The sequence below is a fragment of the Streptomyces sp. P13-3-3 genome (genome assembly GCF_050571355.1).
In the GTDB taxonomy this organism is placed as follows: domain Bacteria; phylum Actinomycetota; class Actinomycetes; order Streptomycetales; family Streptomycetaceae; genus Streptomyces; species Streptomyces althioticus.
Window position 1 is genome coordinate 1892612 of the sequence record NZ_CP192228.1, and the last position, 25366, is coordinate 1917977.

Annotated in this window: 19 protein-coding genes and 1 tRNA gene; 8 read left to right on the forward strand and 12 right to left on the reverse strand. The window is 71.6% G+C overall.

The features are described from left to right. Positions 1-62: 62 nt before the first annotated feature. The 3 genes from ACQZOG_RS08550 to pepN all read left to right on the forward strand — a co-directional run bounded on the left by ACQZOG_RS08550 (position 63) and on the right by pepN (position 3669). On the forward strand, positions 63-401 hold the full coding sequence (locus ACQZOG_RS08550; RefSeq protein WP_033273062.1) for a chorismate mutase: 339 nt from the start codon (positions 63-65) through the stop codon (positions 399-401). 147 nt (positions 402-548) lie between these two features. Then, positions 549-1091, forward strand: a complete 543-nt coding sequence (locus ACQZOG_RS08555) for a response regulator (protein WP_033273063.1) — start codon at positions 549-551, stop codon at positions 1089-1091. 49 nt (positions 1092-1140) lie between these two features. Then, a complete protein-coding gene (gene pepN / locus ACQZOG_RS08560) occupies positions 1141-3669 on the forward strand; it encodes an aminopeptidase N (protein ID WP_106963256.1) in 2529 nt (842 codons plus the stop codon). A gap of 78 nt (positions 3670-3747) precedes the next feature. On the opposite strand, the gene ACQZOG_RS08565 is transcribed toward pepN, so the two are convergent. Then, positions 3748-5556, reverse strand: coding sequence for a 5'-nucleotidase C-terminal domain-containing protein (locus tag ACQZOG_RS08565; protein ID WP_033273064.1), 1809 nt, complete (start codon positions 5554-5556; stop codon positions 3748-3750). A 242-nt stretch (positions 5557-5798) separates the two neighbouring features. Here ACQZOG_RS08565 and pyk point away from each other — a divergent pair, with 242 nt between their 5' ends. Further along, positions 5799-7235, forward strand: coding sequence for a pyruvate kinase (gene pyk, locus ACQZOG_RS08570; RefSeq protein ID WP_033273065.1), 1437 nt, complete (start codon positions 5799-5801; stop codon positions 7233-7235). Positions 7236-7327: 92 nt separating this feature from the next. Here pyk and ACQZOG_RS08575 read toward each other — a convergent pair. Further along, a tRNA-Leu gene (locus ACQZOG_RS08575) sits at positions 7328-7400 on the reverse strand. Positions 7401-7506: 106 nt separating this feature from the next. On the opposite strand from ACQZOG_RS08575, the gene ACQZOG_RS08580 reads away from it, so the two are divergent. Then, a complete protein-coding gene (locus tag ACQZOG_RS08580) occupies positions 7507-8166 on the forward strand; it encodes an ANTAR domain-containing response regulator (protein ID WP_033273066.1) in 660 nt (219 codons plus the stop codon). Between the two features lie 70 nt (positions 8167-8236). Here ACQZOG_RS08580 and ACQZOG_RS08585 read toward each other — a convergent pair whose 3' ends face one another. From ACQZOG_RS08585 to ACQZOG_RS08625, 9 genes are all read right to left on the reverse strand, one after another. Continuing rightward, positions 8237-8953, reverse strand: a complete 717-nt coding sequence (locus ACQZOG_RS08585) for an ABC transporter ATP-binding protein (RefSeq protein ID WP_006135514.1) — start codon at positions 8951-8953, stop codon at positions 8237-8239. Further along, positions 8950-10053: an ABC transporter ATP-binding protein gene (locus tag ACQZOG_RS08590; RefSeq protein WP_359568673.1), complete on the reverse strand. Its 1104-nt coding sequence runs from the start codon at positions 10051-10053 to the stop codon at positions 8950-8952. Before ACQZOG_RS08590 ends, ACQZOG_RS08585 begins: the two co-directional genes overlap by 4 nt. Before the next feature lie 5 nt (positions 10054-10058). Beyond that, entirely contained in the window at positions 10059-11885 is a 1827-nt protein-coding gene (locus tag ACQZOG_RS08595) for a branched-chain amino acid ABC transporter permease (RefSeq protein WP_033273068.1), read from the reverse strand. A gap of 5 nt (positions 11886-11890) precedes the next feature. Continuing rightward, positions 11891-12823, reverse strand: a complete 933-nt coding sequence (locus ACQZOG_RS08600) for a branched-chain amino acid ABC transporter permease (RefSeq protein WP_033273069.1) — start codon at positions 12821-12823, stop codon at positions 11891-11893. Positions 12824-12935: 112 nt separating this feature from the next. Beyond that, entirely contained in the window at positions 12936-14168 is a 1233-nt protein-coding gene (locus ACQZOG_RS08605) for a branched-chain amino acid ABC transporter substrate-binding protein (RefSeq protein ID WP_230227587.1), read from the reverse strand. Between the two features lie 287 nt (positions 14169-14455). Then, positions 14456-15061, reverse strand: a complete 606-nt coding sequence (locus ACQZOG_RS08610) for a Tat pathway signal sequence domain protein (RefSeq protein WP_430741415.1) — start codon at positions 15059-15061, stop codon at positions 14456-14458. Beyond that, on the reverse strand, positions 15058-15477 hold the full coding sequence (locus ACQZOG_RS08615) for a hypothetical protein (RefSeq protein WP_230227584.1): 420 nt from the start codon (positions 15475-15477) through the stop codon (positions 15058-15060). The genes ACQZOG_RS08610 and ACQZOG_RS08615 overlap by 4 nt, the downstream gene beginning before the upstream one ends. Positions 15478-15694: 217 nt before the next feature. After that, positions 15695-16177 carry a PaaI family thioesterase gene (locus tag ACQZOG_RS08620; protein ID WP_037639034.1) on the reverse strand — a complete coding sequence of 161 codons (483 nt, stop codon included), beginning with the start codon at positions 16175-16177 and terminating at the stop codon, positions 15695-15697. Between the two features lie 57 nt (positions 16178-16234). Next, entirely contained in the window at positions 16235-18514 is a 2280-nt protein-coding gene (locus ACQZOG_RS08625; RefSeq protein WP_391605798.1) for an FdhF/YdeP family oxidoreductase, read from the reverse strand. 519 nt (positions 18515-19033) lie between these two features. Here ACQZOG_RS08625 and polA point away from each other — a divergent pair. Together polA and ACQZOG_RS08635 are read left to right on the forward strand one after the other, a co-directional pair. Further along, positions 19034-21760, forward strand: a complete 2727-nt coding sequence (gene polA / locus ACQZOG_RS08630) for a DNA polymerase I (RefSeq protein WP_033273075.1) — start codon at positions 19034-19036, stop codon at positions 21758-21760. Positions 21761-22036: 276 nt separating this feature from the next. Continuing rightward, entirely contained in the window at positions 22037-22474 is a 438-nt protein-coding gene (locus tag ACQZOG_RS08635; RefSeq protein ID WP_245657295.1) for a hypothetical protein, read from the forward strand. Here the strand turns inward: ACQZOG_RS08635 and ACQZOG_RS08640 are convergent. Then, a complete protein-coding gene (locus tag ACQZOG_RS08640; RefSeq protein ID WP_033273077.1) occupies positions 22392-23255 on the reverse strand; it encodes a DUF4184 family protein in 864 nt (287 codons plus the stop codon). The genes ACQZOG_RS08635 and ACQZOG_RS08640 overlap by 83 nt on opposite strands. Positions 23256-23578: 323 nt before the next feature. Here ACQZOG_RS08640 and ACQZOG_RS08645 point away from each other — a divergent pair, with 323 nt between their 5' ends. Continuing rightward, positions 23579-25366 (forward strand): lytic transglycosylase domain-containing protein, encoded by a 1788-nt coding sequence (locus ACQZOG_RS08645; RefSeq protein ID WP_058915922.1) that lies wholly within the window; start codon positions 23579-23581, stop codon positions 25364-25366.

Genomic DNA, 25366 nt, shown 5'->3' on the forward strand with positions numbered 1-25366 from the left:
CACCGTCCACTGTACGGGCCGTGCCGCCGCCGAAGGGGCGCGCCGCCGTAGGCTGAGCCGCCATGACCACCAGCAACGCCGCCACCCCCGACGCCGACCCCGCGGTCCTCGAGGAACTGACCCGTCTGCGCGACAGCATCGACAACATCGACGCGGCCGTCGTCCACATGCTCGCCGAGCGCTTCAAGTGCACCCAGCAGGTCGGCCGCCTCAAGGCCGAGCACCGGCTGCCGCCCGCCGACCCGGGGCGCGAGGCCCGCCAGATCGCCCGGCTGCGCGCCCTCGCCGAGGACGCCAAGCTCGACCCGGCCTTCGCGGAGAAGTTCCTGACGTTCATCATCGCCGAGGTGATCCGCCACCACGAGAGCATCGCGGACGACACCGCGGGCGGCCGGCCCTGAACGGGCCGGGGACCGGTCCGGGACGCGGCGGGGAGTGACAGGGCGGCCCGCGCGGTGCATGCTCGCTGTGCACGCCTTGTCGGCTCACGAGCACCGTCCGTCGGCGCCCGGACCCCGCGCCCGGCCCGACGGGGAGGGACGTGCCCCATGCCGCCCACCGCCCGCATCCTCCTCGTCGACGACCACGAGGACACGCTGTACGCCCTGGAGAGCGCCCTGGCCCCGCTCGGACAGCCGCTGGGCCGGGCCACCAGCGGCGACGAGGCGCTCAAGCAACTGCTGCGCGGCAACGTCGGGGTGCTGCTGCTCGACGCCCACATGCCCGGCACCGGCGGCCTCGACGTCGTCCGCTGGATGCGCCGCCTGGAGCAGACCCGGCACATCCCCGTCGTGCTGCTCACCGGCTTCGCCCGCGACCACCGGCTCGGTACCGCCGCCTACCGCCTCGGCGTGGCCGACCTCGTCACCACCCCCGTCGACCCCTGGGCGCTGCGCACCAAGGTGCGCCACCTCTACGACACCCACCAGCGCCGGCTCGCCCTGGAGGCCGAGGTGCGCTCCCTGCGCGCCCGGCTCGACGCGGCCGGCGCCCCCGCCGCACACCCCGCGCCGTCCCTCCCGCACGCGCACGTGCCCCCCGCACAGCTCCCGGGGGCGCACACCGCGGAGCTCGGCGGGGAGCGGACATAGGCCGCGTACCCCCGTCCTCCTCTGTGCCGGGCGGACGCCATCAGGCAGCATGGCGTGCATGTCCGTACTGACGCGCGACGAAGCGCAGAACCGAGCACAGCTCATCGACGTCCACCGCTACGCGATCGCCCTCGACCTGACCGTCGGGGACGAGACGTTCGACTCCCGCACCCTCATCAGGTTCGGCGCCCGCGCGGACGCGGACACCTTCGTCGAGATCGACCCCGCCGAGCTGCGCTCCGTCACGCTCGACGGCCGGTCCCTGGACCCCGCCCTCCTCCAGGACGGCCGGTTCCCGCTGAAGGACCTCACCGCCGGCGAGCACGAGCTGCTGGTCGACGCGCGCATGCGCTACTCCCGCACCGGCGAGGGCATGCACCGCTTCACCGACCCCAGCGACGGCGAGACCTACGTCTACACGCAGCTCTTCCTGGACGACGTGCGGCGCGTGTTCGCCGCCTTCGACCAGCCCGACCTCAAGGCCGTCTTCGAGCTCACCGTCACCGCGCCCGAGCACTGGACGGTCCTCGCCAACGGCGTCACCGAGCACACCGGCGGCGGGGTGTGGCAGGCCGCGCCCACCCCGCCCGTCTCCACCTACCTGGTCGCCGTCGCCGCCGGGCCCTGGCACTCCGTGCGCACCGAGCACCGCGGCCTGCCGTTCGGCCTGCACTGCCGCCGCTCCCTCGCGCCCCACCTGGAGGCGGACGCCGAGGAGCTGCTCGAGATCACCCGTGCCTGCTTCGACCGCTACCACGAGAAGTTCGAGGAGCCGTACCCCTTCGACTCCTACGACCAGGCCTTCGTGCCCGAGTTCAACGCGGGCGCCATGGAGAACCCCGGCCTCGTCACCTTCCGCGACGAATTCGTCTACCGCTCCGCCGTCACGGACACCGAGCGGCAGCGGCGCGCCATGGTCGTCGCCCACGAGATGGCCCACATGTGGTTCGGCGACCTCGTCACCCTGCGCTGGTGGGACGACATCTGGCTGAACGAGTCCTTCGCCGAGTACATGGGCTACCAGACGCTCAACGAGGTCACGCCCGCGAGCCCCGGCGGGCAGCCGCCGCGCTGGCGCGGCGAGGGCACCTGGACCGACTTCGGCGTCTCCCGCAAGACCTGGGGCTACGACGCCGACCAGCGGCCCTCCACCCACCCGGTCGCCCCGGAGCACGTCGAGGACACCGCCTCCGCCCTGCTCAACTTCGACGGCATCTCCTACGCCAAGGGTGCCTCCGCCCTGCGCCAGCTCGTCGCCTGGCTCGGCGAGAAGGACTTCCTCGCCGGCATCAACACCCACTTCGAGCGGTACCGCTTCGGCAACGCCGGGCTCGCCGAGTTCATCGACTCCCTCGCCTCCGCCACCGAGCGGGACGTGCACGCCTGGGCCGACGCCTGGCTGCGCACCAGCGGCGTCGACACGCTCACCGCCTCCGTCGACGCCGTGCCCGGCCGGTGGACCCTCACCCTGGACCGCGACGGCGGCCGCCCGCACCGGGTGACCGTCGGGGTGTACGACCGCGACCTCGGCGACGGACGCACCCTGACCCTGCGCGAGCGCTACGAGACCGACGTGCCCCAGGGCGCCGTCCCGGAGCCGCGCCCCGGCACCCGCCCGGCCCTGGTCGTCCCCAACGACCTGGACCTGACCTACGCGAAGATCCGCCTCGACGGGACCTCCCTGGAGACCGTCCTGCGCGGCCTGTCGGGCATCCCCGGCGCGCTCACCCGGGCCGTCGTCTGGAACAGCCTGCGCGACATGGTCCGCGACGGCGACCTGGCCCCCTCCGCCTACCTGGCCACCGCCGCCGCCCATCTGCCCGAGGAGACGGACGTCGCCCTCGTCCAGGGCGTCCTCGCCTTCGCCTCGGGGGAGGTCGCCGACCACTACCTCGCCCCGGACCGGCGGCCCGCCGCGCTCGCCACCCTCACCGACCTGTGCCGCGACCTCATCCGCCGCACCGAGGACGGCGACCACCCGGGTCTGCGCCTGGTCGCGGTGCGCCACTGCATCGACGCCGCCGCCCGCCCCGAGACCATCGCCGCCTGGCTCGCCGAGGGCACCGTCCCCGGCGGGCCCGAGCTGGACCCGGAGCTGCGCTGGCGGATCCTCGCCCGGCTCGCCGTCCTGGGCGCGGTGGACGAGGGCGCCGTCGCCGAGGAACTCCGCCGGGACCCCAGCGCCACCGGCCAGGAGGGCGCCGCCCGCTGCCGGGCCGCCCTGCCCGACCCGGACGCCAAGGCCCGCGCCTGGGACGCCATGTTCGGCTCCGACGACCTGTCCAACTACCTGTTCACCGCCACCGCGCAGGGCTTCTGGCAGCCCGAGCAGGCCGAGCTGGTCCGCCCGTACGTGGCGCGCTACTTCAAGGACGCCGTGGCCGTCGCCGCGCGCCGTGGCCCCGCCATCGCCACGGCCGCCGGACGCTGGGCGTTCCCCGCCCACGCGGTGGAGGCCGAGACCCTGAAGCTCGGCGAGAAGACGCTGCGCAAGGCCGACCCCGTGCCGGCGCTGCGCCGCCAGTTCACCGACCGGCTCGACGACCTGGCCCGCGCCCTGCGCGTCCAGGAGGCCTGAGACCGGGCGGGAGACGCCGCAGGGGGCGCCGCCGGACGGAACCGGCGTCGCCCCCTGAGGGCATCGTGTGAGGGACGGTCAGAACACCGGCGTGCCGTCCCGGGTGAGGCGCCAGTCCTCCGACGCGAAGTCCTTCGGGTCGAGGACGCCCTTGGCCGTCGCCCACTCGGCGATCCGGGTGCGGATCTCGGTCGACTCCGCCCACAGCTCCGGCGCCGACGCCACGTGCGGGAACGCCCCGCCGCCGTTGGCACGGTAGTTGTTCACCGCGAACACGAACTGCTGCGCGTCGTCCACCGGGGCGCCGTCGAACGCCAGGTTCTTGATGCGCGACCCGGCCGGCTGGGCGATGTCGATGTCGTACGTCACGCCCGACACGTAGTCGTAGTTGTAGTCCGGGCGGCCGTTCGCGTTCGTCAGCTTGTCGACGTCCACCGGCGTGCCCGCCGCGGTCTGCGTGAAGTACTCCGCCGAGAACTCCAGGTACGCGCGCACCTGAGCGCCCGTCAGCAGCTTCGCCACGAGGGTGTTGTCGTACACGTAGAGGCTCGACAGGTCCCGGATGGTCACGTCGCCCGCCGGGATCTCGCTGGTCCGGGAGAACGGCGAGGCCTGCGACAGCACCGGCAGCGAGGCGTACTCCGTGCCCGCGAGCGCCTCCCGGACCACGTCCTCCTGCACCTTGCTGATCAGGTCGATGATCGGCGCGTCCTTGTAGCGCGCCTCCACCGTCGTCAGCGTCTCGGTCGCCGTGCCCACGACCTGGTTGACGTACGCCACGACCTGCGCGTGCTCGTCGCCCAGCAGACGGGTGATCCGGGGGTCGTCCTCGACCGTCGCCGCGTCCCGCAGCGACGCCTTCACGGACTCCACCTGCCAGCGGCCCCGCTCGAAGGTGAGCTCGACGTCGAAGAGGGTCAGCCGCTCGGCGTAGCACAGCGGCTCCGACAGCACGACCTCCTTGCCGGTCTTCTCGTTGGTCACCCGCAGTTCGGCGATCTCCGCGTGCGCGTGGCCGACCAGGATGGCGTCGATGCCCGGCACCTGCCGCGCCACGTTCGCCGCCGCGTTCTCCACGTGCGGCAGCTGGTCACCGTACGAGGAGGTGCCCGACGTGCCCGAGTGCGCGGACACGACGACCACGTCCGCGCCCATCGAACGCAGCTTCGGCACCCACTTCGCCGCCTGCTCCTCCAGGCCCGGGAAGGTCAGCTTCCCCTGCACGTAGGCCTTGTCCCAGATGGCGATGCCCGGGTTGGTCAGCCCCAGCACCGCCACCTTCACCGGCGGCGCGCCCTTCACGTGGAACTTCTTGATGAAATAGGGCGGGAAGGCGGGCTTGAGCGTCTTCGCGTCGACCGCGTTGGCGCCCAGCAGCGGGAAGTCGCACTGCTCCTCGAACTTCCGCAGCGTCTCGATGCCGTAGTTGAACTCGTGGTTGCCGAGCGCCACCGCGTCGTACCCGATGGCGTTCATCGCCTGCGCCATCGGGTGCACCGGACCGCCCTCGGCGGTGATCGGGTCGACCTTGGCGTAGTAGTACGTCAGCGGGGTGCCCTGGATGGTGTCGCCCGCGTCCAGCAGCAGGGTGTTGTCCCGGCCGCGCTCCTCGCGGATCCGGTTCACCAGTGTGGACACGCGGGCCAGTCCCTGCGCGTTGCCGGCCGGGTCCTGGTACTCGGCGTCCTTGTAGTAGTCCCAGTTGAAGACGTGACCGTGCAGGTCCGTGGTGCCCATCACGGTCAGTGCGTACCGCTTCACCGGCTTCTTCCCCCGTCCCGCCTGCGGAGCGGCCTCGGCCGCCGGGGTGGCCACCGTACCCGCCAGCGCCACCCCCGCCCCCGTGACGGCGGACTTCTTCAGGAACTTCCGGCGGTCGAACGGCATATCAGGCTCTCCTTGTACGACGACGGCGCACAACGCGCGTAGATTCGCCCGACGATTCTGACCTGAACACGTCGACCGGGAACACCCCTCACAGGTTTCGATCCGGTGACCGCTCCCGGTGCCGCTCGTCCGAGCGGCCCGGCGCACATATTCAACGCTTGTCAATACCCCTTCACCCGCGCGCCGTTGAGTCGTCACGCGCCGCCAGATCGCTACCCGCCGGTAAGCCCTAGGGTCGAACCATGCGCCGAGCGAAAATCGTCTGCACCCTGGGTCCCGCGACGGACGCGTACGACCAGATCAAGGCCCTGGTCGACGCCGGAATGGACGTGGCCCGCTTCAACCTCAGCCACGGCGAGCACGCCGAGCACGAGGAGCGGTACCGACGGGTGCGCAAGGCCGCCGACGAGACCGGCCGCAGCGTGGGACTCCTCGCCGACCTTCAGGGGCCGAAGATCCGCCTGGGCCGCTTCGCCGAAGGACCCGTACTCCTTGAACGCGGGGACTCCTTCACCATCAGCGTCGAGGACGGCGTCGAGGGCGACCGCCACCTGTGCGGCACCACCCACGCCGGCCTCGCCGAGGACGTCACCCCGGGCGAGCGCGTCCTCGTGGACGACGGCCGGGTCACCCTCGAGGTCACCGCCGTCGACGGCCCCCGCGTGCACACCACCGTCGTCGAGGGCGGGGTGATCTCCGACCACAAGGGCCTCAACCTCCCCGGCGTCGCCGTCTCCGTGCCCGCCCTGTCCAAGAAGGACGAGGACGACCTGCGCTGGGCGCTGCGCACCGGCTTCGACGTCGTCGCCCTCTCCTTCGTCCGCAGCGGACGCGACATCAGGGACGTCCACCGGATCATGGACGAGGAGGGCCGCAGGCTCCCCGTCATCGCCAAGATCGAGAAGCCGCAGGCCGTCGAGGCCCTCGACGAGATCGTCGCCGCCTTCGACGGGATCATGGTGGCCCGCGGCGACCTGGGCGTCGAGATGCCGCTGGAACAGGTGCCCATCGTCCAGAAGCGCGCCGTGAAGCTGGCCCGGCGCAACGCCAAGCCGGTCATCGTCGCCACCCAGATGCTCGACTCGATGATCGACAACTCCCGGCCCACCCGCGCCGAGGCGTCCGACGTCGCCAACGCCGTCATCGACGGCACCGACGCGGTGATGCTCTCCGGCGAGACGAGCGTCGGCAAGCACGCCGTGGAGACCGTGCGCACCATGGCCCGCATCGTCGAGGCCGCCGAGGAGGACATCCTCGCCCGCGGACTGCCGCCGCTGACCGAGCACAACAAGCCCCGCACACAGGGCGGCGCCGTGGCCCGCGCTGCCGCGGAGATGGGCGACTTCCTCGGCGCCCGGTTCCTGGTCGCCTTCACGCAGTCGGGTGACACCGCCCGCCGCCTGTCCCGCTACCGTTCGCCGATCCCGCTGCTCGCCTTCACCCCGGACCCGGCCACCCGCTCCCAGCTCAGCCTGTCCTGGGGCGTGGAGACCTTCCTCGGCCCGCACGTCGAGTCCACCGACGCGATGGTCGACCAGGTCGACGAGCTGCTGCTGCGGTACGCGCGCTGCGCGAAGGGCGACGCGGTCGTGATCACCGCCGGATCCCCGCCCGGGGTCTCCGGCTCCACCAACATGGTCCGCGTCCATCACATCGGCGAGGACGACAGCCCTCGGTAGCGCGGCCGGACGGACGATACGCAAAGAAGCGGATGTTCACCGAAAAGGTGGACATCCGCTGGCAAATGGTGACCTTGGATTCTGAGGAAAAGTACCCCGGGTCGGATTCGAACCGACGCTGGATGGTGTTTGAGACCATTGCCTCTACCGCTGGGCTACCGGGGCGCCCTGCAAAACGAAGGTCGACGGTCACCCGCCGTGCCCCCACCTTACCGCAGCTGGGTACGCTCTTGTCAGCAGTACCGGCCTGCCTCGCACCAAGGAGCCCACGTTGAGCGCCCCCGAGTCGCCCCAGCCCGCAGACGTGCCCGACGACGACAAGTCGCACGTGCCGCCGATGACGACCCGCGTCGTCATCGCCGAGGACGAGGCATTGATCCGGCTCGATCTCAAAGAGATGCTCGAGGAGGAGGGGTACACGGTCGTCGGCGAGGCCGGCGACGGTGAGCAGGCCGTCGAGCTGGCGCGCGAGCACCGCCCCGACCTGGTGATCCTCGACGTGAAGATGCCCAAGCTGGACGGCATCTCCGCGGCCGAGAAGATCGCCGAGGAGTCCATCGCCCCCGTGCTGATGCTGACCGCCTTCTCGCAGCGCGACCTGGTCGAGCGGGCCCGTGACGCGGGCGCCATGGCGTACCTGGTCAAGCCGTTCAGCAAGAGCGACGTGGTGCCGGCGATCGAGATGGCGGTCTCCCGGTTCACCGAACTGAAGGAGCTGGAGCGCGAGGTCGCCGACCTCAGCCAGCGTCTGGAGACGCGCAAGCTGGTGGACCGCGCCAAGTCGGTGCTCCAGACGCAGTACGGCCTCAGCGAGCCGGCCGCGTTCCGCTGGATCCAGAAGACCTCGATGGACCGGCGCATGTCGATGCAGCAGGTCGCGCAGGCGGTCATCGACGACGCCGAGGAGAAGAAGGCCGCGAAGGGCGGCTGACGACCCGCCGCCGCACGGACGACGAAGGCCCGCACCCCGAGCACGGGGTGCGGACCTTCCGCTTCCGCCGTCAGTCCTCGCCGAGGTAGGCCTTGCGGACCGACTCGTCGTGGAGCAGGTCGCGGCCGGTGCCGGAGAGGACGATGTTGCCGACCTCCATCACATGGCCGTGGTCGGCGAGCGACAGGGCCGCCTGGGCGTTCTGCTCGACGAGCAGGATGGTGGTGCCCTGCGACTTCAGCTCGGCGATGGTCGCCATGATCTTCTGCATCATGATCGGCGACAGGCCCATGGAGGGCTCGTCGAGCATCAGCAGCTGCGGCCGGGACATCAGGGCCCTGCCCATGGCGAGCATCTGCTGCTCACCGCCGGACAGCGTTCCGGCGGCCTGCTTGCGGCGTTCCCCGAGGATGGGGAAGAGGTCGTAGGCGCGTCGGATGTCCTGCTCGATGCCCTGCTTGTCGCTGCGCAGGAAGGCGCCGAGGCGCAGGTTGTCCTCGATCGTCATGCGCGGGAAGATGTGCCGCCCCTCGGGGGAGTGGGCGAGACCCAGCGAGACGATCTTGTGGGCGGGGACCCGTTTCAGCGACCTGCCGTTGAACTTGATCTGACCGCCGACCGGCTTCAGCAGCCCGGACAGCGTGCGCAGGGTGGTGGTCTTGCCGGCGCCGTTGGTGCCGATCAGGGTGACCACTTCGCCGGCCTCGACGCTGAACGAGATGCCCTTGACGGCCTGGATCTTGCCGTAGGCGACTTTCAGGTCCTCGACCTCGAGGAGTGCGGTCATCGGTCGTTCTCCTTGCCGGGCGCGGCGTCCGTGGCGGCCTCGGCCTCCGCCTCCGCCTGTGCTTCTGTCTCGGCGTCCGTGGCCCCGGCGTCCGCGGAGGCGCCGGCCTCCGCGTCCGCATCGGCCGTCGCCTCCGGCCGCGGGTCCGCGTCGGCCGTCTCCTCGGCCGCCTCGGCCGCCGGCGCCGGGGCGCCGGCCGTCCTGGCGGGCGACTGGGGCCGGCCCGCCGCCTCGGCCGCCGCTTCCGCGGCCTCGACCTCGGCGACCTCGGCGGCGCCGGGGTCGTCCGCCAGCGGCTCGCCGATGTACGCGGCGATGACCCGCTCGTCGCCCTGGACGGTGGCCGGGTCGCCCTCGATCAGCTTCTGGCCCTGCACGAGCACGGCGACCCGGTCGCACAGGTTGAAGATGAACCGCATGTCGTGCTCGATGACGAGGACCGCGGTGCCCTGGTCGCGGATGGCGAAGATGAGTTCCTCCGCCGCCCGGGTCTCCTGGGGGTTCATGCCCGCGGTGGGCTCGTCGAGGAGCAGCAGCCCCGGCTCGCTGGCGAGCGCGCGGGCGATCTCCAGCTTGCGCTGCTCGCCGTAGGGGAGGTTGCGTGCGAGCTGGTCGGCCTTCTCGGCGAGACCGACGAACTCCAGCAGCTCCATGGCGCGGGCGCGGGAGGCGGCCTCGGCCTTGTGGAAGCCGGGCCCGCGCAGGACGGCCGACCAGAAGCCTTCCTTGGTGCGGGTGTGGCGGCCCACGAGTACGTTCTCCAGGACCGTCATGTTGGCGAACAGACGGATGTTCTGGAACGTGCGGGCGATGCCGGCGGCGGTCACCTTGAAGGACTTGGGCGGCAGCACCTTGTCCTTGTAGCGGACCTCACCCTCGGTCGGGATGTACAGCCCGGTCAGGCAGTTGAAGAACGTGGTCTTGCCGGCGCCGTTGGGGCCGATCAGACCGACGATCTCGCCGCTGCGCACGGTGAGGTCGACGTCGCGGACGGCGGTGAGGCCGCCGAACCGCATGGTGACGCCGCGCGCGTCGAGGACGACGGAGCCGGAGTCGGGCGGGCCCGCGGCGCTGTCCTTGGTGATGGTGTCGGTGGTCATGGTGGTCAGGCCCCCGTCTTGCTCAGGACTGTGGGCGCGTCGGCCTCTTCGTGGAACTCCAGCTGGCGGCGCCGGTTGGGGATGAGGCCCTCGGGACGGAAGCGCATCAGCAGCACGAGTGCGAGCCCGAACGCGAGGAGCTGGTAGTCGCCCAGGAACTGGAGCTTGTTGGGGATCAGGAAGAGCAGCGCCGCACCGATGAGGGGTCCGGCGATGGTGCCCATGCCGCCGAGCACGACCGCGGCCAGCAGGAAGGCGGAGTTGGGCGGGGTGGTGCCGGCGAACAGGTACTGCTCGGGGGTCACGGTGTACGTCACGTGCGCCTGCACCGTGCCGGCGAGACCGGCCAGGGTGGCGCCCACGGCGAAGGCGATGAGCTTCACCCGGAAGCCGTTGATGCCCATGGCGAGCGCGGCGGTCTCGTCCTCGCGGATGGCGACCCAGGCACGGCCGATGCGCGAGTCGCCGCTGCGCCGGAAGACGAGGACGACCACGGCCGTGATGAGCAGCATCAGGAAGAAGTAGTTCGCGAACCGCCCGATGGTGAAGCCGCCGATGTCGTGCGCGACGCCCAGGTCGAAGCCCAGGATGTTCAGGTCCGGGATGGACGCGATGCCGTTGGAGCCGTTGGTGAGGTCCGGACCCGAGGTGCCGTCGGTGTTGTTCACGGCGATACGGAAGATCTCACCGAAGCCGAGGGTCACGATGGCCAGGTAGTCGCCGCGCAGGCGCAGCGTCGGCGCGCCGATCAGCACACCGAAGACGAGCGAGGCGATCGCGCCGACCAGGACGGCGGCCCAGAAGGGGAAGTGCACGCCGAACGGCGAGCTGGGCGAGCCGGAGACCAGCGCGGCCGCGTAGGCGCCGACGCCGAGGAAGGCGACGTAGCCGAGGTCGAGCAGGCCGGCGAGGCCGACGACGATGTTCAGGCCCAGGGCGACGGTGGCGAAGATCAGGATGTAGACGCCGAGGGTGGCGTACTGGTCGTCGGTCTGGGTGAAGGGGAACAGCGCCGCCGCGACGAACGCGCCGCACACGGTGATGTTCTGGTGGCGGGCGCTGATCTGGGAGGCGTGGGCGATCAGACCGGAGCGGTTCAGCGCGGCGAAGCCGAAACCGGCGGTGATCAGGAACCCGACGAACAGCTCGTCGTACTCGGTGCCGATGCCGTAGGTGAAGACGACCAGGCCGACCGCCAGGACGGCGACGATGATCAGGATCTCGGCGTAGGACGGCAGGGTGCGCACGGGGCGCGGGGAGCCGGAGGAGAAGGCCGCCCGCAGCACCGCCATGGCGTGCGCGGCGTCGTGCTTGAACTGCTCCCAGCCGCTCGCCTCGGGGTCGATCGGGTCGGGTTCGGGCCGCTCGAAGGGGAGGGCCAGGGAACCGATGAGGGCGATGAGCGTGGCGGCGGCGACGAGGTAGCCGCCGGGCTCGAGGTTGACGACCCCGCCGAGTTCGGCGCTGATCGAGACGACGGTGTACCAGGCGGTGGCGAAGGTGCCGAGCACCGCGTACTTCACGGCCGCGTCGGCGCCGGCCGGAGTGAGCCAGCCCAGTCCCTTGACGCCGTAGGAGGCGAGGCAGAACAGGGTGGCGAGGGCGCCGCCGACCAGGACGAGCACCTGGAGGCCGCCCGGGTAGCCGTAGTAGGTCAGGTCGCCGGGGTAGGCGGACGTCCAGGTCCAGGCGAGGAAGGTGGAGACGACGGCGAGGACGCTGCCGCCGGTGGCGAGGGCCCGCGCGAGGTTCGCGGGGATGCCGATGAGCCCGGAGGGGGTGTTCGGGGCGGGTGCGGCCACGGTCTTGGCCGCTGTGGTCTGTGTGGTCATCGGTGTCACGCCCTGTCCGCGACGCGCTCGCCGAGCAGGCCCTGCGGCCGGAACAGGAGCACGAGGATGAGGAGGATGAAGGCCCAGACCTCGGCCCAGGACTGGCTGCCGAACTGGTCCAGGCCGGGGATGTCCGCGATGTAGGCGGTGGCCAGGGTCTCGACGACGCCGAGGACCACACCGCCGATCATGGCCCCGTAGATGTTGCCGATGCCACCGAGCACTGCGGCGGTGAAGGCCTTGAGGCCGAGGATGAAGCCCATCTTGAAGTCGATCTGGCCGTACTTCAGACCGCTGGCGACACCGCCGACGGCGGCGAAGACGGCGCCGAGGGCGAACGCGATCACGATGATGCGGTCGGTGTTGACGCCCATCAGCTTCGCGGTGTCCGGGTCCTGCGCGGTGGCCTGCATGCCGCGGCCGGTGCGGGTCCGCATCACGAAGTAGGCGAGGAACGCCATGCTGAGGGGGGCGGCGACGATCAGGAAGATGTCGCCGGTCTGGATGGTGGCGCCGCCGATGGAGAAGGGGCCGCCCTCGATCTGCGGGAAGGCCAGCTTGGACTTCGCCTCCGGGTAGAAGGCCCACACGGCCTGCTGGAGCGCGAGGGAGAGGCCGATGGCGGTGATCAGCGGGGCCAGACGGGGCGCGCCGCGCAGCGGGCGGTAGGCGAACCGTTCCGCTCCGATGGCGACCAGCACCGAGGCGATCATGGCGCCTATCAGCATGAGCGGCAGCGCGACCCACATGGAGGTGCCGTCCGGCAAGACGTACAGGTGCACGGTGATGGCGCCGAAGGCGCCGACCATGAAGATCTCGCCGTGGGCGAAGTTGATGAGCTGGACAATGCCGTAGACCATTGTGTAGCCGATGGCGACCAGGCCGTACATGGATCCCAGTAGCAGGCCGTTGACCAGCTGCTGCGGCAGTTCGTTCACCGCATGTCCTCCGAGACTTTCGGAATGTTCGACGGATGGGCCGGAACCGAGTCCGCGCGGGGCGCCAGTGGAACAGCGCCCCGCGCGGCTCGCGTGAGTGGTGCGGGGGAGGTCAGCCGGTGAAGGTGCCCGACTTCACGGTGGCCCAGTCGCCGCCCTTGACGGTGTAGACGGTGAGCTGCTTGTTGGTGGCGTCACCGAACTCGTCGAAGGAGACCTTGCCGGTCACACCGTCGAAGGAGACGTTCTGCATGGCGTCGACGACCTTGGCGCGGGCGTCGTCCGGCAGCTTGCCGTCGTTGTCCTCGATGACCTTCTTGACGGCCTCGATGATGGCCCAGGCGGAGTCGTAGGAGTAGCCGCCGTAGGCCTCGTAGGCCTCCTTGTAGCCCTCGGCCTTGTAGTTCGCGACGAACTCCTTGGCGGACGGCAGCGTCTCGACGGGCGCGCCGACGGAGGTGGCGAGGTCGCCGACGCCGGCCGTGCCGGACAGCTTGATGAAGTCGGCGCTGTAGATGCCGTCACCGCCGACCAGCGGGATCTTCGCGCCCGCTTCCTTGATCTGCTTGCTCAGCGGGCCGGCCTGCGGGTACTCGCCGCCGTAGTAGACGACGTCGGCGCCGGAGTTCTTCACCTTGGTGGCGACGGCGCTGAAGTCCTTGCTCTCCGGGTTGATGTGCTCGGTGCCGACCACCTGGCCGCCGAGCTTCTTGAACTCCTCGGTGAAGGTGGCGGCCAGACCGGCGCCGTAGGTCTTCTTGTCGTCGATGACGAAGACCTTCTTCTTCTTGGCCTCGTTGAAGACGTACTGCGCGGCGAACGGGCCCTGGATGGCGTCCGTGGTCGCGGTGCGGAAGTACGACTTGTACGGCCGCTTCTTCTCCTTGGCCCAGTTCACGCCCTGGGTCAGGGCGGGGTTGGTGTTCGCCGGGGAGACCTCGACCAGCTTGGCGGAGTCGAAGACCTTCTGCATGGACTCGCCGACGGAGGAGTTCAGCGGGCCGACGACGCCGAGCACGTCCTTGTTGGCGACGAGCTTGGTGGCGTTCTGCTGGCCCACGGAGGCCTGGCCCTGGTCGTCGAGCGCCTCGATCTTGAAGGTGACGCCCTCGACGTGCTTCTCCTTGTTGGCGATCTTCGTGGCGAGGTCCACGGAGTTCTTGATGCCGAGGCCGAGCGCGGAGAGGTCGCCGGTGAGCGGCGCGTCGACGCCGATGACGACGGTGGTGTCACCGTTGCCCGAGTCCGAGCCGCCGCCGTTGTCGTCGCGGGAGCCGCAGGCGGTGAGGGTGAGTGCACCCGCCGCCAGGGCGGCGGTGATGGCGATGAGCGAACGTTGACGCACGATCCAGTCCTTTCCCCTGACAGCCGCTTCCCCGTGGAAACGGCCGAGTCGAGCGCTGGGCCGAGTGAGAATCAGGCTCCGCGGTGACTGGCCGTGACTCTAAGCGTGTGTGGGGAATGCGGAGGAGACTCTGGCCAAGGCTGTGACGCTCTTGTTATGACACGACGTATTGCAGAGCGGTACTGAGTGGGGGGAAGAGCAGAATTCCCGCCGTTTTGCCCTGTCCGCATGGTGAGAAACCGCAGGAACCGCCAGGGGTGGTTCAGGTGTATCAGGCGTTTTGCTGATTACCGAAATTCGTTGCCGCAGGCCACCTCCAGGGCCGTGGACAGGTCCCTTGCGTACCGGGCGCCGAGGATGTAGCTGTGCGCCTCCTTTGCGCGCGTGTTACGCAGTGTTACGTCCAGGAAAGGGAGTCCGGCGTTCCGTGGCACTTTTCCGCATTCCGTCACCCGGACGGTCATGACGATCTTGCGGGAGCCGTCACCTTTCACCCGTAAAGGAGTCGCCGGTCCGGAGGTCAGCGACAGGCCGGCGTAGGGCTGGGAAATGCTCAGGACGGTCACCGGAGCCCCGGATTCCGTAAGCGCTTGTATTGTGAATTCAAATTCTGGCAAAGTCGCGTTCGCCTCTCTGACCTGCATGTACAGGTACCGGAAGGACGTCGTCTGGCTCGGGAACCGCGGTTCGGGCGGAGGGGCGGGACGGGGGCGGGTGAGGTACAGGAGCGTCCCGGCCGCGAGCACGGCCACGGCGAGGAACGCGGCGGCCGTGGTTCTCCGGTGACGCCCCGGCAGGCGGATCGCAGGCCCGCCTCGGAGGCGTGGGGTGAGGGGCGGCGGGTCCAACGGGCGCGTGTCGCCGTCCGGTTCGACCGGGCCGATCCCGCTCATCGCCACGGCCCCTCTCCGGGGCCGCCGGAGCGGTACCAGGCGGTGCAGCCCTCCCGTGCCTGACGTTCTATCAACATGTCGACGTTTCGCGCCCCTTGACGGCGGGCGGCGCGCGCCGCGTCCACGGCCTCACGCAGGATGTCGTACTGCCCGCCGGACATCCCCATCGACTGGTAGTCGCCGTACCCGCGGCCGTCGAGCACCTCGCGCGACCAGTGACGGACGATGCTCACGCACAGGTCGACGTCCGAAGTCGCCTTGGCGGACGGGGTGGTGGCCGTGGAGGGGGAGGGTGCGGAAGCGCGGGTGCCGGAGTCGTCCGTCGTGCACCCGGTCACGGTCAGCGCCGCCGCGAGCACGGCCAGGAGGGGCGCCGAGAACGCCCCGGCGCTGCGAGAGGAGCCGCCCCGTCCCATGGCACCGAACGCTAGAGCGCCCGTCGGCCGCGGGCAATGGCGGCGACGGGCGCGGTGCGGGGAGGTGGGGGTGGAGGTGAGGGTGTGGCTTCGTGGGGGGGGGGGGGGGGGGGGCGGTTTTGGTAAGGGTGCGGCTTCGTGGGAGTGCGGTTTGGTAAGGGTGCGGCTTCGTGGGGGGCGCGGCTCTGTGGCGTGCGGCTTACGCGCCCCCCCGTAGTCAGCCGGCCGCCTTCTCCGCGTCGCCGGGGCGGACGTCCCGCAGCAGACAGGTCAGGCGGGCGGTGCACACCCGCTTGTCCGCCTCGTCCGTGATCACGATCTCGTACGTCGCCGTGGACCGGCCCCGGTGCACCGGGGTGGCGACGCCGGTGACCAGGCCGGAACGGGCCCCGCGGTGGTGCGTGCAGTTGAGGTCCACGCCGACCGCGATCTTGTGCACGCCGCCGTGCAGCATCGAGCCGACCGAGCCCAGCGTCTCCGCCAGCACGGCGGACGCGCCGCCGTGCAGCAGGCCGTAGGGCTGGGTGTTGCCCTCCACGGGCATCGTCCCGACGACGCGCTCCGCCGAGGCCTCCGTGATCTGCACGCCCATCCGCGTGCCGAGGTGGCCCGCCGAGAACAGCGCCTGGAGGTCCACACCGAGCGCGGCGTACTCGTCGATGACCTCCTGCGGGAACTTCACCTGCTGCGGCTCTCCCATGGGCCCGGCTCCAATCGTGCGTCGGTACGTCGGTACGTCTGTGCCCTGAGCGAACGCTCAGTCGGTCGCCGATTGTTCCAGACGCACCACGACCGACTTGCTGGCCGGGGTGTTGGAGACGTCCGCGGTGGCGTCCAGCGGCACCAGCACGTTGGTCTCCGGGTAGTACGCGGCGGCGCAGCCCCGTGCCGTCGGGTAGTGCACGACGCGGAAACCGGGCGCCCTGCGCTCCACACCGTCCTTCCACTCGCTCACCAGGTCGACGTAGGAGCCGTCCGCGAGCTTCAGCGCCTCGGCGTCGTCGGGGTTGACGAGCACCACGCGGCGTCCGTTCCTGATGCCCCGGTAGCGGTCGTCCAGACCGTAGATCGTGGTGTTGTACTGGTCGTGCGAGCGCAGCGTCTGCAGCAGCAGCCGGCCCTCGGGCAGGTGCGGGTACTCCACCGGCGCCGCCGTGAAGTTGGCCTTGCCGGTGGCGGTGGGGAAGCGCCGCTCGTCGCGCGGGGCGTGCGGCAGCGCGAAGCCTCCTGGGTGCGCCACGCGCGCGTTGAAGTCCTCGAATCCGGGCACCACGCGCGCGATGCGGTCGCGGACCGTCGCGTAGTCCTTCTCGAACTCCTCCCACGGCACGTCGTCCTCCGCGCCGAGGACGCGGCGGGCCAGCCGGCACACGATGGCCGGCTCCGACAGCAGGTGCGGGCTCGCCGGCTCCAGGCGCCCGCGCGAGGCGTGCACCATGCCCATGGAGTCCTCCACCGTCACGAACTGCTCGCCGCCCGCCTGCAGATCGCGCTCGGTGCGGCCCAGCGTCGGCAGGATCAGGGCGCGCGCGCCCGTCACCGCGTGCGAGCGGTTCAGCTTCGTCGACACGTGCACCGTCAGCCGCGCCCGGCGCATCGCTGCCTCGGTGACCTCCGTGTCGGGGGAGGCGGAGACGAAGTTGCCGCCCATCGCGAAGAACACCTTCGCCTCGCCGTCGCGCAGCGCGCGGATCGCCCGGACCACGTCGTAGCCGTGCTCACGGGGCGGCGCGAAGCCGAACTCACGCTCCAAGGCGTCCAGGAACGCGGGCGCGGGACGCTCGAAGATGCCCATCGTGCGGTCGCCCTGCACGTTGGAGTGGCCGCGCACCGGGCACACACCCGCGCCCGGGCGGCCGATGTTGCCGCGCAGCAGCAGGAAGTTGACGATCTCGCGGATCATCGGCACGGAGTGCTTGTGCTGGGTGAGGCCCATCGCCCAGCAGACGACGATGCGCTCCGAGTCCAGGACCATGCGCAGGAAGCGTTCGACGTCCTCGCGGGCCAGGCCGGTCGCGGCGAGCGTCTCGTCCCAGTCGGCGGCGCGGGCGGCCTCGGCGAAAGCGTGGAAGCCGTGGGTGTGTGCGCGGACGAACTCCTCGTCGACGGCGCCCGGGGTGTCCAGGATCAGCTTGTTGAGGAGACGGAACAGGGCCTGGTCGCCGCCGATGCGGATCTGCAGGAACAGGTCGGTCAGGGAGGTGCCGGTGGTGAGGCCCTTGGGCGTCTGCGGGTTCTTGAAGCGTTCCAGGCCCGCTTCGGGGAGCGGGTTGACGCTCACTATGCGCGCGCCGTTCGCCTTGGCCTTCTCCAGCGCGGACAGCATGCGGGGGTGGTTGGTGCCCGGGTTCTGGCCGGCGACGACGACGAGGTCCGCCTGGTGGAGGTCCTCCAGGAGCACGCTGCCCTTGCCGACGCCGATCGTCTCCGACAGGGCCGAGCCGGACGACTCGTGGCACATGTTGGAGCAGTCGGGCAGGTTGTTGGTGCCGAGCTTGCGGGCGAAGAGCTGGTAGAGGAACGCGGCCTCGTTGCTGGTGCGGCCCGAGGTGTAGAAGACGGCCTCGTCGGGGGACGACAGCGCGGTCAGCTCCTCGGCGACGATGTCGAAGGCGCGCTCCCAGCTGACCGGCTCGTAGTGGTCGGCGCCCTCGGGCAGGTACATCGGGTGGGTCAGCCTGCCCTGCTGCCCCAGCCAGTAGCCGCTGCGGCGGGCCAGGTCGGAGACGGGGTGCGCGGCGAAGAACTCGGGGGTGACCCGGCGGAGGGTGGCCTCCTCGGCCACCGCCTTGGCGCCGTTCTCGCAGAACTCCGCCTTGTGCCGGTGCTCCGGCTCGGGCCAGGCACAGCCCGGGCAGTCGAAGCCGTCCTTCTGGTTGACGCTGAGCAGGGTGAGGGCCGTGCGCTTCACACCCATCTGCTGGTGGGCCATGCGCAGGGTGTGACCGATCGCGGGCAGCCCGGCGGCGGCCCGCTTCCGCTCGGCCACCTTCGGCGCGTCCTGGACGGGATCACCCTGGGGCGGCTTCGTTGCCATCGCGCACTCCTGTTCACGCACGTGTGTGAGGTGGATCTCTTCGATCCTCGCATGCGGGGGGTGCGCGGGCGGAGACGCCTGCGGTGCGGGGTTCTGTGCGGTGGGGGTTGCTGTAGCGCCCGGGGGGGGGAGAGAGAGAGACGCCTGCGGCGCAAGGTTCTGTTCGGTGGGGGTTGCGGTAGCGCCCAGGGTGGGGTGGTGGTGCGGGGCCGCGGTGGGGGTGGTCGTCCTCGGTCTGGCGCGAGAGTGCGTCTCGGTAAGTGAAGGGCGCGGACGCGCCAGCCGCTGCGGGCGCCCACCCCCACCCCGTCCCCTCCCCGCCGTACGCGTCTGCCGCTATCCGCGGGCATGCGTGCCGCCTGGGGCGGCACGGGTGGGCGCGGCGGCACCCCGTAAGCCCGGGCTGCGCAGACTCCCCCCGGCCCACACAGGCACCAGTGCCTGTTGCCCCCTGGGCGGGAACGCGTCCGGCGCCGGGGGCGGGCCCCGGTGTCAGTGAGGCGTGGCAGGATCGGACACGTGGCAGACACAGCATCGAAGAAGACCGACCAGACCCCCGGCGGAAGCCGCCCGCGCCTGATGCTCATGGACGGGCACTCACTGGCGTACCGCGCGTTCTTCGCGCTGCCCGCGGAGAACTTCACCACCGCGACGGGCCAGCCGACGAACGCGATCTACGGCTTCGCGTCGATGCTCGCCAACACCCTCCGTGACGAGGCGCCCACGCACTTCGCGGTCGCCTTCGACGTGTCCCGCAAGACATGGCGCTCGGAGGAGTTCACCGAGTACAAGGCGAACCGCTCCAAGACCCCCGACGAGTTCAAGGGCCAGGTCGAGCTGATCGGCGAGCTGCTCGACGCGATGAGCGTGCCCCGCTTCGCCGTCGAGGGGTACGAGGCGGACGACGTCATCGCCACGCTCGCCACCCAGGCCGAGGCCGAGGGCTTCGACGTGCTGATCGTCACCGGCGACCGCGACTCCTTCCAGCTGGTCTCCGACCGCACCACGGTGCTGTACCCGACCAAGGGCGTCTCCGAGCTGACCCGCTTCACCCCGGAGAAGGTCTTCGAGAAGTACAACCTCACGCCCGCGCAGTACCCGGACTTCGCCGCCCTGCGCGGCGACCCGTCCGACAACCTCCCCGGCATCCCCGGCGTCGGCGAGAAGACCGCCGCGAAGTGGATCAACCAGTTCGGCTCCTTCGCCGAGCTGGTCGAGCGGGTCGACGAGGTCAAGGGCAAGGCCGGGCAGAACCTCCGCGACCACCTCGAGTCCGTCAAGCTCAACCGCCGCCTCACCGAGCTGGAGCGCCAGGTCGAGCTGTCGAAGGGCGTGCGGGAGCTCGAGCGCACCGCCTACGACCGCAAGGCCGTGGCGATGATCCTCGACACCCTGGAGATCAGGAACCCGTCGCTGCGGGAGCGGCTGTTCGCCGTCGACCCGGGCGCCGAGGAGGCCGAGACCACCCCGGTCGTCGCCGACGGCGTGGAGATCGACGGCACGGTGCTGGGCACCGGCGAGCTGGCCGGCTGGCTCGCGGAGCACGCCACCGGCCCCCTCGGCGTCGCCGTCGTCGACGCCTGGGCGCTCGGCACCGGCTCCGTCGCCGAGATCGCGCTCGCCACCGCGGGCGGACCGGCCGCCTGGTTCGACCCGGCCGAGATCGACGAGGCCGACGAGCAGGCGTTCCGCGCCTGGCTCGCCGACCCGGCCCGCCCCAAGGTGTTCCACAACGCCAAGCGCGCCATGCGCGTCTTCCCCGAGCACGGCTGGACGGTGGACGGCGTCACCATGGACACGGCGCTCGCCGCGTACCTGGTCAAGCCCGGCCGCCGCTCCTTCGACCTGGACGCCCTGTCCCTGGAGTACCTGCACCGGGAGCTGGCGCCCGCCGCCGCGCCCGACGGGCAGCTCGCCTTCGGCGCGGACGACGGCGCGCAGGCGCACGCGCTCATGGTGCAGGCCCGCGCCGTCCTCGACCTGGGCGAGGCCTTCGAGGGCCGCCTCGCGGACGTCGGCGCCTCCGACCTGCTGCGCGACATGGAGCTGCCCACCTCCGCCCTGCTCGCCCGCATGGAGCGGCACGGCATCGCGGCCGACCGGGCGCACCTGGAGGCCATGGAGCAGATGTTCGCCGGCGCGGTGCAGCAGGCGGTGAAGGAGGCCCACGCGGCGGCCGGACACGAGTTCAACCTGGGCTCGCCCAAGCAGCTCCAGGAGGTCCTCTTCGGCGAGCTGGCCCTGCCCAAGACCAAGAAGACCAAGACCGGTTACACCACGGACGCGGACGCGCTGGCCTGGCTCGCCGGCCAGACGGACAACGAGCTGCCGGTCATCATGCTGCGCCACCGCGAGCAGGCGAAGCTCCGCGTCACCGTCGAGGGCCTGATCAAGACGATCGCCTCGGACGGCCGCATCCACACGACGTTCAACCAGACCGTCGCCGCGACCGGCCGGCTGTCCTCCACGGACCCCAACCTGCAGAACATCCCGGTCCGCACGGACGAGGGCCGCGCCATCCGCCGCGGCTTCGTCGTCGGCGAGGGCTTCGAGTCGCTGCTCACCGCCGACTACAGCCAGATCGAGCTGCGCGTCATGGCCCACCTCTCCGAGGACGCCGGTCTCACCGAGGCGTTCACCTCCGGCGAGGACCTGCACACCACGGCCGCGGCCCAGGTGTTCTCCGTCGAGCAGTCCGCGGTGGACGCGGAGATGCGCCGCAAGATCAAGGCGATGTCCTACGGACTGGCCTACGGGCTGTCCGCGTTCGGCCTCTCCCAGCAGCTGAACATCGAGGCGGCGGAGGCGCGCCAGCTGATGGACGCCTACTTCGAGCGCTTCGGCGGCGTGCGGGACTACCTGCGCAACGTCGTGGACGAGGCGCGGGCGACCGGGTACACGGCGACCCTCTTCGGCCGCCGCCGCTACCTGCCCGACCTCAACAGCGACAACCGCCAGCGCCGCGAGGCGGCCGAGCGGATGGCGTTGAACGCGCCGATCCAGGGCACGGCGGCGGACATCGTCAAGATCGCCATGCTGAACGTCGACCGCGCCCTGCGCGAGGCGGACCTGCGCTCCCGCATGCTCCTCCAGGTCCACGACGAAATCGTCCTGGAGCTCGCCCCCGGCGAGCGGGAACAGGTCGAGGAACTGGTCCGCCGGGAAATGGCCTCCGCGGTCGAGCTGAGGGTCCCCCTCGGCGTCTCGGTGGGCGTGGGCCCGGACTGGGAGTCGGCGGCGCACTGACTCGGCGCCGCACTCCGGGCGCGGCCCTCGGGCCGCGCCCGGTGCGGTGTCCGGGGCGCGGCTCCTCCCGCAGGGGCGGTCACCGCCGCACCGCTGCGTCGCGGCGCCCGCTCGGGCCTCCGCGCGCGTCCGCTCGCCGTGCCGTCCCCAGGGGGGCATAAGCCCAGGTCGGGCGGGGTCGGGGGCACGTTCCGAGGGCTGCGGGGCCTCGCGTGGTTCACTCGCGTGGCCCTCGCAGGAGAGCCCCGGACCAGGTAGGCGGCCAGCATGCCAGGCATGGGTATACGCATGCTTCACCGCAGAGCGGCACCCCCGCGGGCCGACGCCGACGGACCCACCACCCAGGCGTTTCCGCCGGTCCCGGTCTTCGCGGCCGCCGCAAGTACCGCCCGCATCCCCGGCGGCCTCACGGCCGCGTTCCGCGACACCGCCGTCCGGCTCGGCCGGCGCGTCACCGACGGCCCGTGGAGAACGGGCCGTACCCCCGCCGCCCAGGGCACGGGGACCGACCAGCCCCCATGGCGGCTGTGGGCCGAGCTGGCCCGCGCCTACCTGACCCTCGTCCTCACCCTGCTGCCCCGGCCCCGCCCGGTCCGCACGGTCACCGTGTTCGTCGCGGCGAGCGAGACCCTCAGCGTGCGGCCGTACGCCGAGGGCCTCGCGTACCGGCGTGTGCAGGGTCCTCCGTGGCCGGGGCCCGACGCCGCGCCCTGACGGCGACGGCGTACACCGGGAGCGCGGCCACCAGCCCCGCGCCCGCGCCGAAACAGACGGTCGGGATCAGCTCGTAGGGCTTCGCCATGTGCCCCCAGTGGTCCCACCACCGGAGGGCCCGCGGGACCGCCGCGGCCACCATGCACCCCGCGAGCAGCGCGACGGCCGCCCACCGGTCGCGCGTCGACAGCACCGGCACCCCCGGGGGCACCGCGTCCCCGGGGACCGTACGCCGCAGCGCCCGCACCGTGAACACCACGAGGACGACCGCGGCCAGCAGCGAACTGCCGTACTGCGCGTACCAGAACACCGGCGAACCGCCGATCTCCTCGCCCAGCACCGGGATCAGCCGCGTGCCCCACCGGTCGTGATGGGTGAACGCGTCCCACACGACGTGCGTCAGACCACCCAGCACCGCGGACAGGTACCAGCGCGCCACCAGCGACGCCCGTACGCGCTCCCGGGGCGCCCCGCAGCGCGTCAGCGTTGCCACCCGCCCCTGACGGGCCCGCGGCAGCAGGGCCACCAAGGGCTCCCGCACCAGCAGCCACAGCCCCACCAGCGCCCAGGCGATGACCACGTCCACGGTGAACACGCCCCACCCCGCGTGCGTCACGTCGCCGAACTCCATCGCCCCGGACACGACGCCGGCCGCGTAGTAGGTCATGTCGGGCGCGAAGCTGCCCGCGACCAGCACCGCCGGGACCAGCGGGCCGCGCCCCGTGCCGTCGGTGCGGACGGCCGGCAGTACGGCTGCCGCGTGGCTGAGTGTGAAGGGCAACGGGACTCCTCGCCGCAGGGATTGACCGGGTATGCCCGGCAGCGTCGGCAGGAGGGCCGCGGGCACGGGCGGACCTCAGTATTCGGCAGACCGGGCCGTGGCGGTCGTCCGCCCCGTGAACCGCCCGGACGACAAGATGGCCAACCGGTGAATATCGGGCATCAACGGGTGTCCGTGCAAGGCAAGTTGTCGTAGGGTCGCGAGGGTCGTCGACCCGGTCCCGCATCCCAGGGCAACCGGCGGGGCGGGCAGATCGTCACAACAGGGCGAACGCGGTACACGGTGAAGGGCGCCCACAGCGCCCGCGGGGAGGGGTTCACTCTATGGCGGCGCACATCGGCAGGAGGCTGCGCAAGGGAGCGGCAACCACCGCCGTGGCCGCGGCGGCCGTGGCGGCCCTGTCCGCGTCCCAGGCCCCCGGCGTCACGGTCGACGACCAGGGCAGACAGAGCGCCGGCGACGCCACCTCCGCACCCGACGCGGCAGCCGACGACAGCGCGACCGGCAACTCGCCGTACTACACGGACCTGCCGCCCCTCAACAGCCCCGCCCCGTCGCCCTCCGCGGGCTCCGGCGAGGCGGGCGACCGGAGCGCCGCCGAGGCCGGCATACCCGCGACCGTCCTCGACGCCTACAAGAAGGCCGAGGCGGCGCTGCGCGGGACCGGCTGCAACCTGCCCTGGCAACTCCTCGCCGCCATCGGCAAGGTGGAGTCCGGTCAGGCGCGAGGCGGCCGGGTCGACGCCGACGGCACCACCGTCTCCCCCATCCTCGGACCCCAGCTCGACGGCAACGGCTTCGCCCTCATCCGCGACACCGACAACGGCGCCTACGACGGCAACCGGATGTACGACCAGGCCGTCGGGCCGATGCAGTTCATCCCCTCCACGTGGTCCTGGGCGGGGCGCGACGGCAACGGCGACGGCCGCAAGGACCCCAACAACATCTACGACGCCGCCCTCGCCGCCGGGCACTACCTGTGCCGCTACGACTGGGACCTGTCGCAGCCGGGCGACCTGCGCAAGGCGATCCTCAGCTACAACAACTCGACGGACTACCTGAACACCGTCCTGTCGTGGCTGGAGTACTACCGCAAGGGCACCCACGAGATCCCCGACGGCACCGGCGCCCTGCCCGACGACCGCAGCGACGCACGCCCCGGTGTCACCCCCTCCGCGCCGGGCACCACCCCGCCGGCGCGGCCCGGCACCCGGCCAGGCAAGCCCTCCGGCTCCCGGCCGTCGCCCAGCCCGACCGCACCCGGCACCGGCGGCCCCGGCACGCCGCCCACCACGCCCCCGCCGTCCACCACCCCGCCGACGCCCACCGACACGGTGCACCACCTGGAGGACGCCGGCACCGGCACCCTCACCGCCATGGCCGGCCACACCTTCGCCGAGCGCATCTCGACGCGCGCGGAGACGCAGGCGGGCAAGGCGGTCGCCAAGGTGCGGATCCGCTTCACGATCGTCGGCGACACCGACAGCACCTTCGCCGGCGGCGAGAGCGTGGCGACCGTGACGACCGACGCGTCCGGCGTCGCCGTCGCGCCGGCGCTGCGGGCGGGGGAGCGGACCGGCGCGTTCGCCGTCCAGGCGGCCGTGGTCGGACGCTCCGTCAAGGGCGTCCCCTACAAGGTGACGGTCACCCAGCGCGCCGCCGACGCCCTCACCCGCGTCGGCGAGAAGGAACTGACCTGCGTCGCGGGCGGCGAGTTCGCCGAGCCGGTCGCGGTCGAGGCCACCTACGGCGGTGAGGCCGCCGGGAAGGTCGCCGTCACCGCGACACTCGTGACCTCCGCCGACGACCCCGCCGAGAACGACAAGGGCCCCTACTTCAAGGACGCCGACGGCAAGGCGGTCCGCACCCTGACCGGTCTGCGGACCGACGCGGACGGACGGCTGACCCTGCCGAAGCTCTACGCGGACGACACCGCCGGCACGTTCCTGCTCCGCCTCACCACGGCGGGCGGCGCCACCCTCGACGTGGAGCTGACCGTGGAGCCGGCCGCCACGCCGAGCCCCGACCCGGACCCGTCGGCGGACCCCGATCCCTCGACGGACCCGTCGGCGGACCCGTCCACCGAGCCGTCGCGGACCCCGGCCGCCTGA

Bases quoted from the DNA above. Each gene is read 5' to 3' on its own strand.
- ACQZOG_RS08550 (WP_033273062.1), top strand. From the start codon at position 63: ATGACCACCAGCAACGCCGCCACCCCCGACGCCGACCCCGCGGTCCTC.
- ACQZOG_RS08555 (WP_033273063.1), top strand. From the start codon at position 549: ATGCCGCCCACCGCCCGCATCCTCCTCGTCGACGACCACGAGGACACG.
- pepN (WP_106963256.1), top strand. From the start codon at position 1,141: ATGGCGTGCATGTCCGTACTGACGCGCGACGAAGCGCAGAACCGAGCA.
- ACQZOG_RS08565 (WP_033273064.1), bottom strand. From the start codon at position 5,556: ATGCCGTTCGACCGCCGGAAGTTCCTGAAGAAGTCCGCCGTCACGGGG.
- pyk (WP_033273065.1), top strand. From the start codon at position 5,799: ATGCGCCGAGCGAAAATCGTCTGCACCCTGGGTCCCGCGACGGACGCG.
- ACQZOG_RS08585 (WP_006135514.1), bottom strand. From the start codon at position 8,953: ATGACCGCACTCCTCGAGGTCGAGGACCTGAAAGTCGCCTACGGCAAG.
- ACQZOG_RS08590 (WP_359568673.1), bottom strand. From the start codon at position 10,053: ATGACCACCGACACCATCACCAAGGACAGCGCCGCGGGCCCGCCCGAC.
- ACQZOG_RS08595 (WP_033273068.1), bottom strand. From the start codon at position 11,885: ATGACCACACAGACCACAGCGGCCAAGACCGTGGCCGCACCCGCCCCG.
- ACQZOG_RS08610 (WP_430741415.1), bottom strand. From the start codon at position 15,061: ATGAGCGGGATCGGCCCGGTCGAACCGGACGGCGACACGCGCCCGTTG.
- ACQZOG_RS08615 (WP_230227584.1), bottom strand. From the start codon at position 15,477: ATGGGACGGGGCGGCTCCTCTCGCAGCGCCGGGGCGTTCTCGGCGCCC.
- ACQZOG_RS08620 (WP_037639034.1), bottom strand. From the start codon at position 16,177: ATGGGAGAGCCGCAGCAGGTGAAGTTCCCGCAGGAGGTCATCGACGAG.
- ACQZOG_RS08625 (WP_391605798.1), bottom strand. From the start codon at position 18,514: ATGGCAACGAAGCCGCCCCAGGGTGATCCCGTCCAGGACGCGCCGAAG.
- ACQZOG_RS08635 (WP_245657295.1), top strand. From the start codon at position 22,037: ATGGGTATACGCATGCTTCACCGCAGAGCGGCACCCCCGCGGGCCGAC.
- ACQZOG_RS08645 (WP_058915922.1), top strand. From the start codon at position 23,579: ATGGCGGCGCACATCGGCAGGAGGCTGCGCAAGGGAGCGGCAACCACC.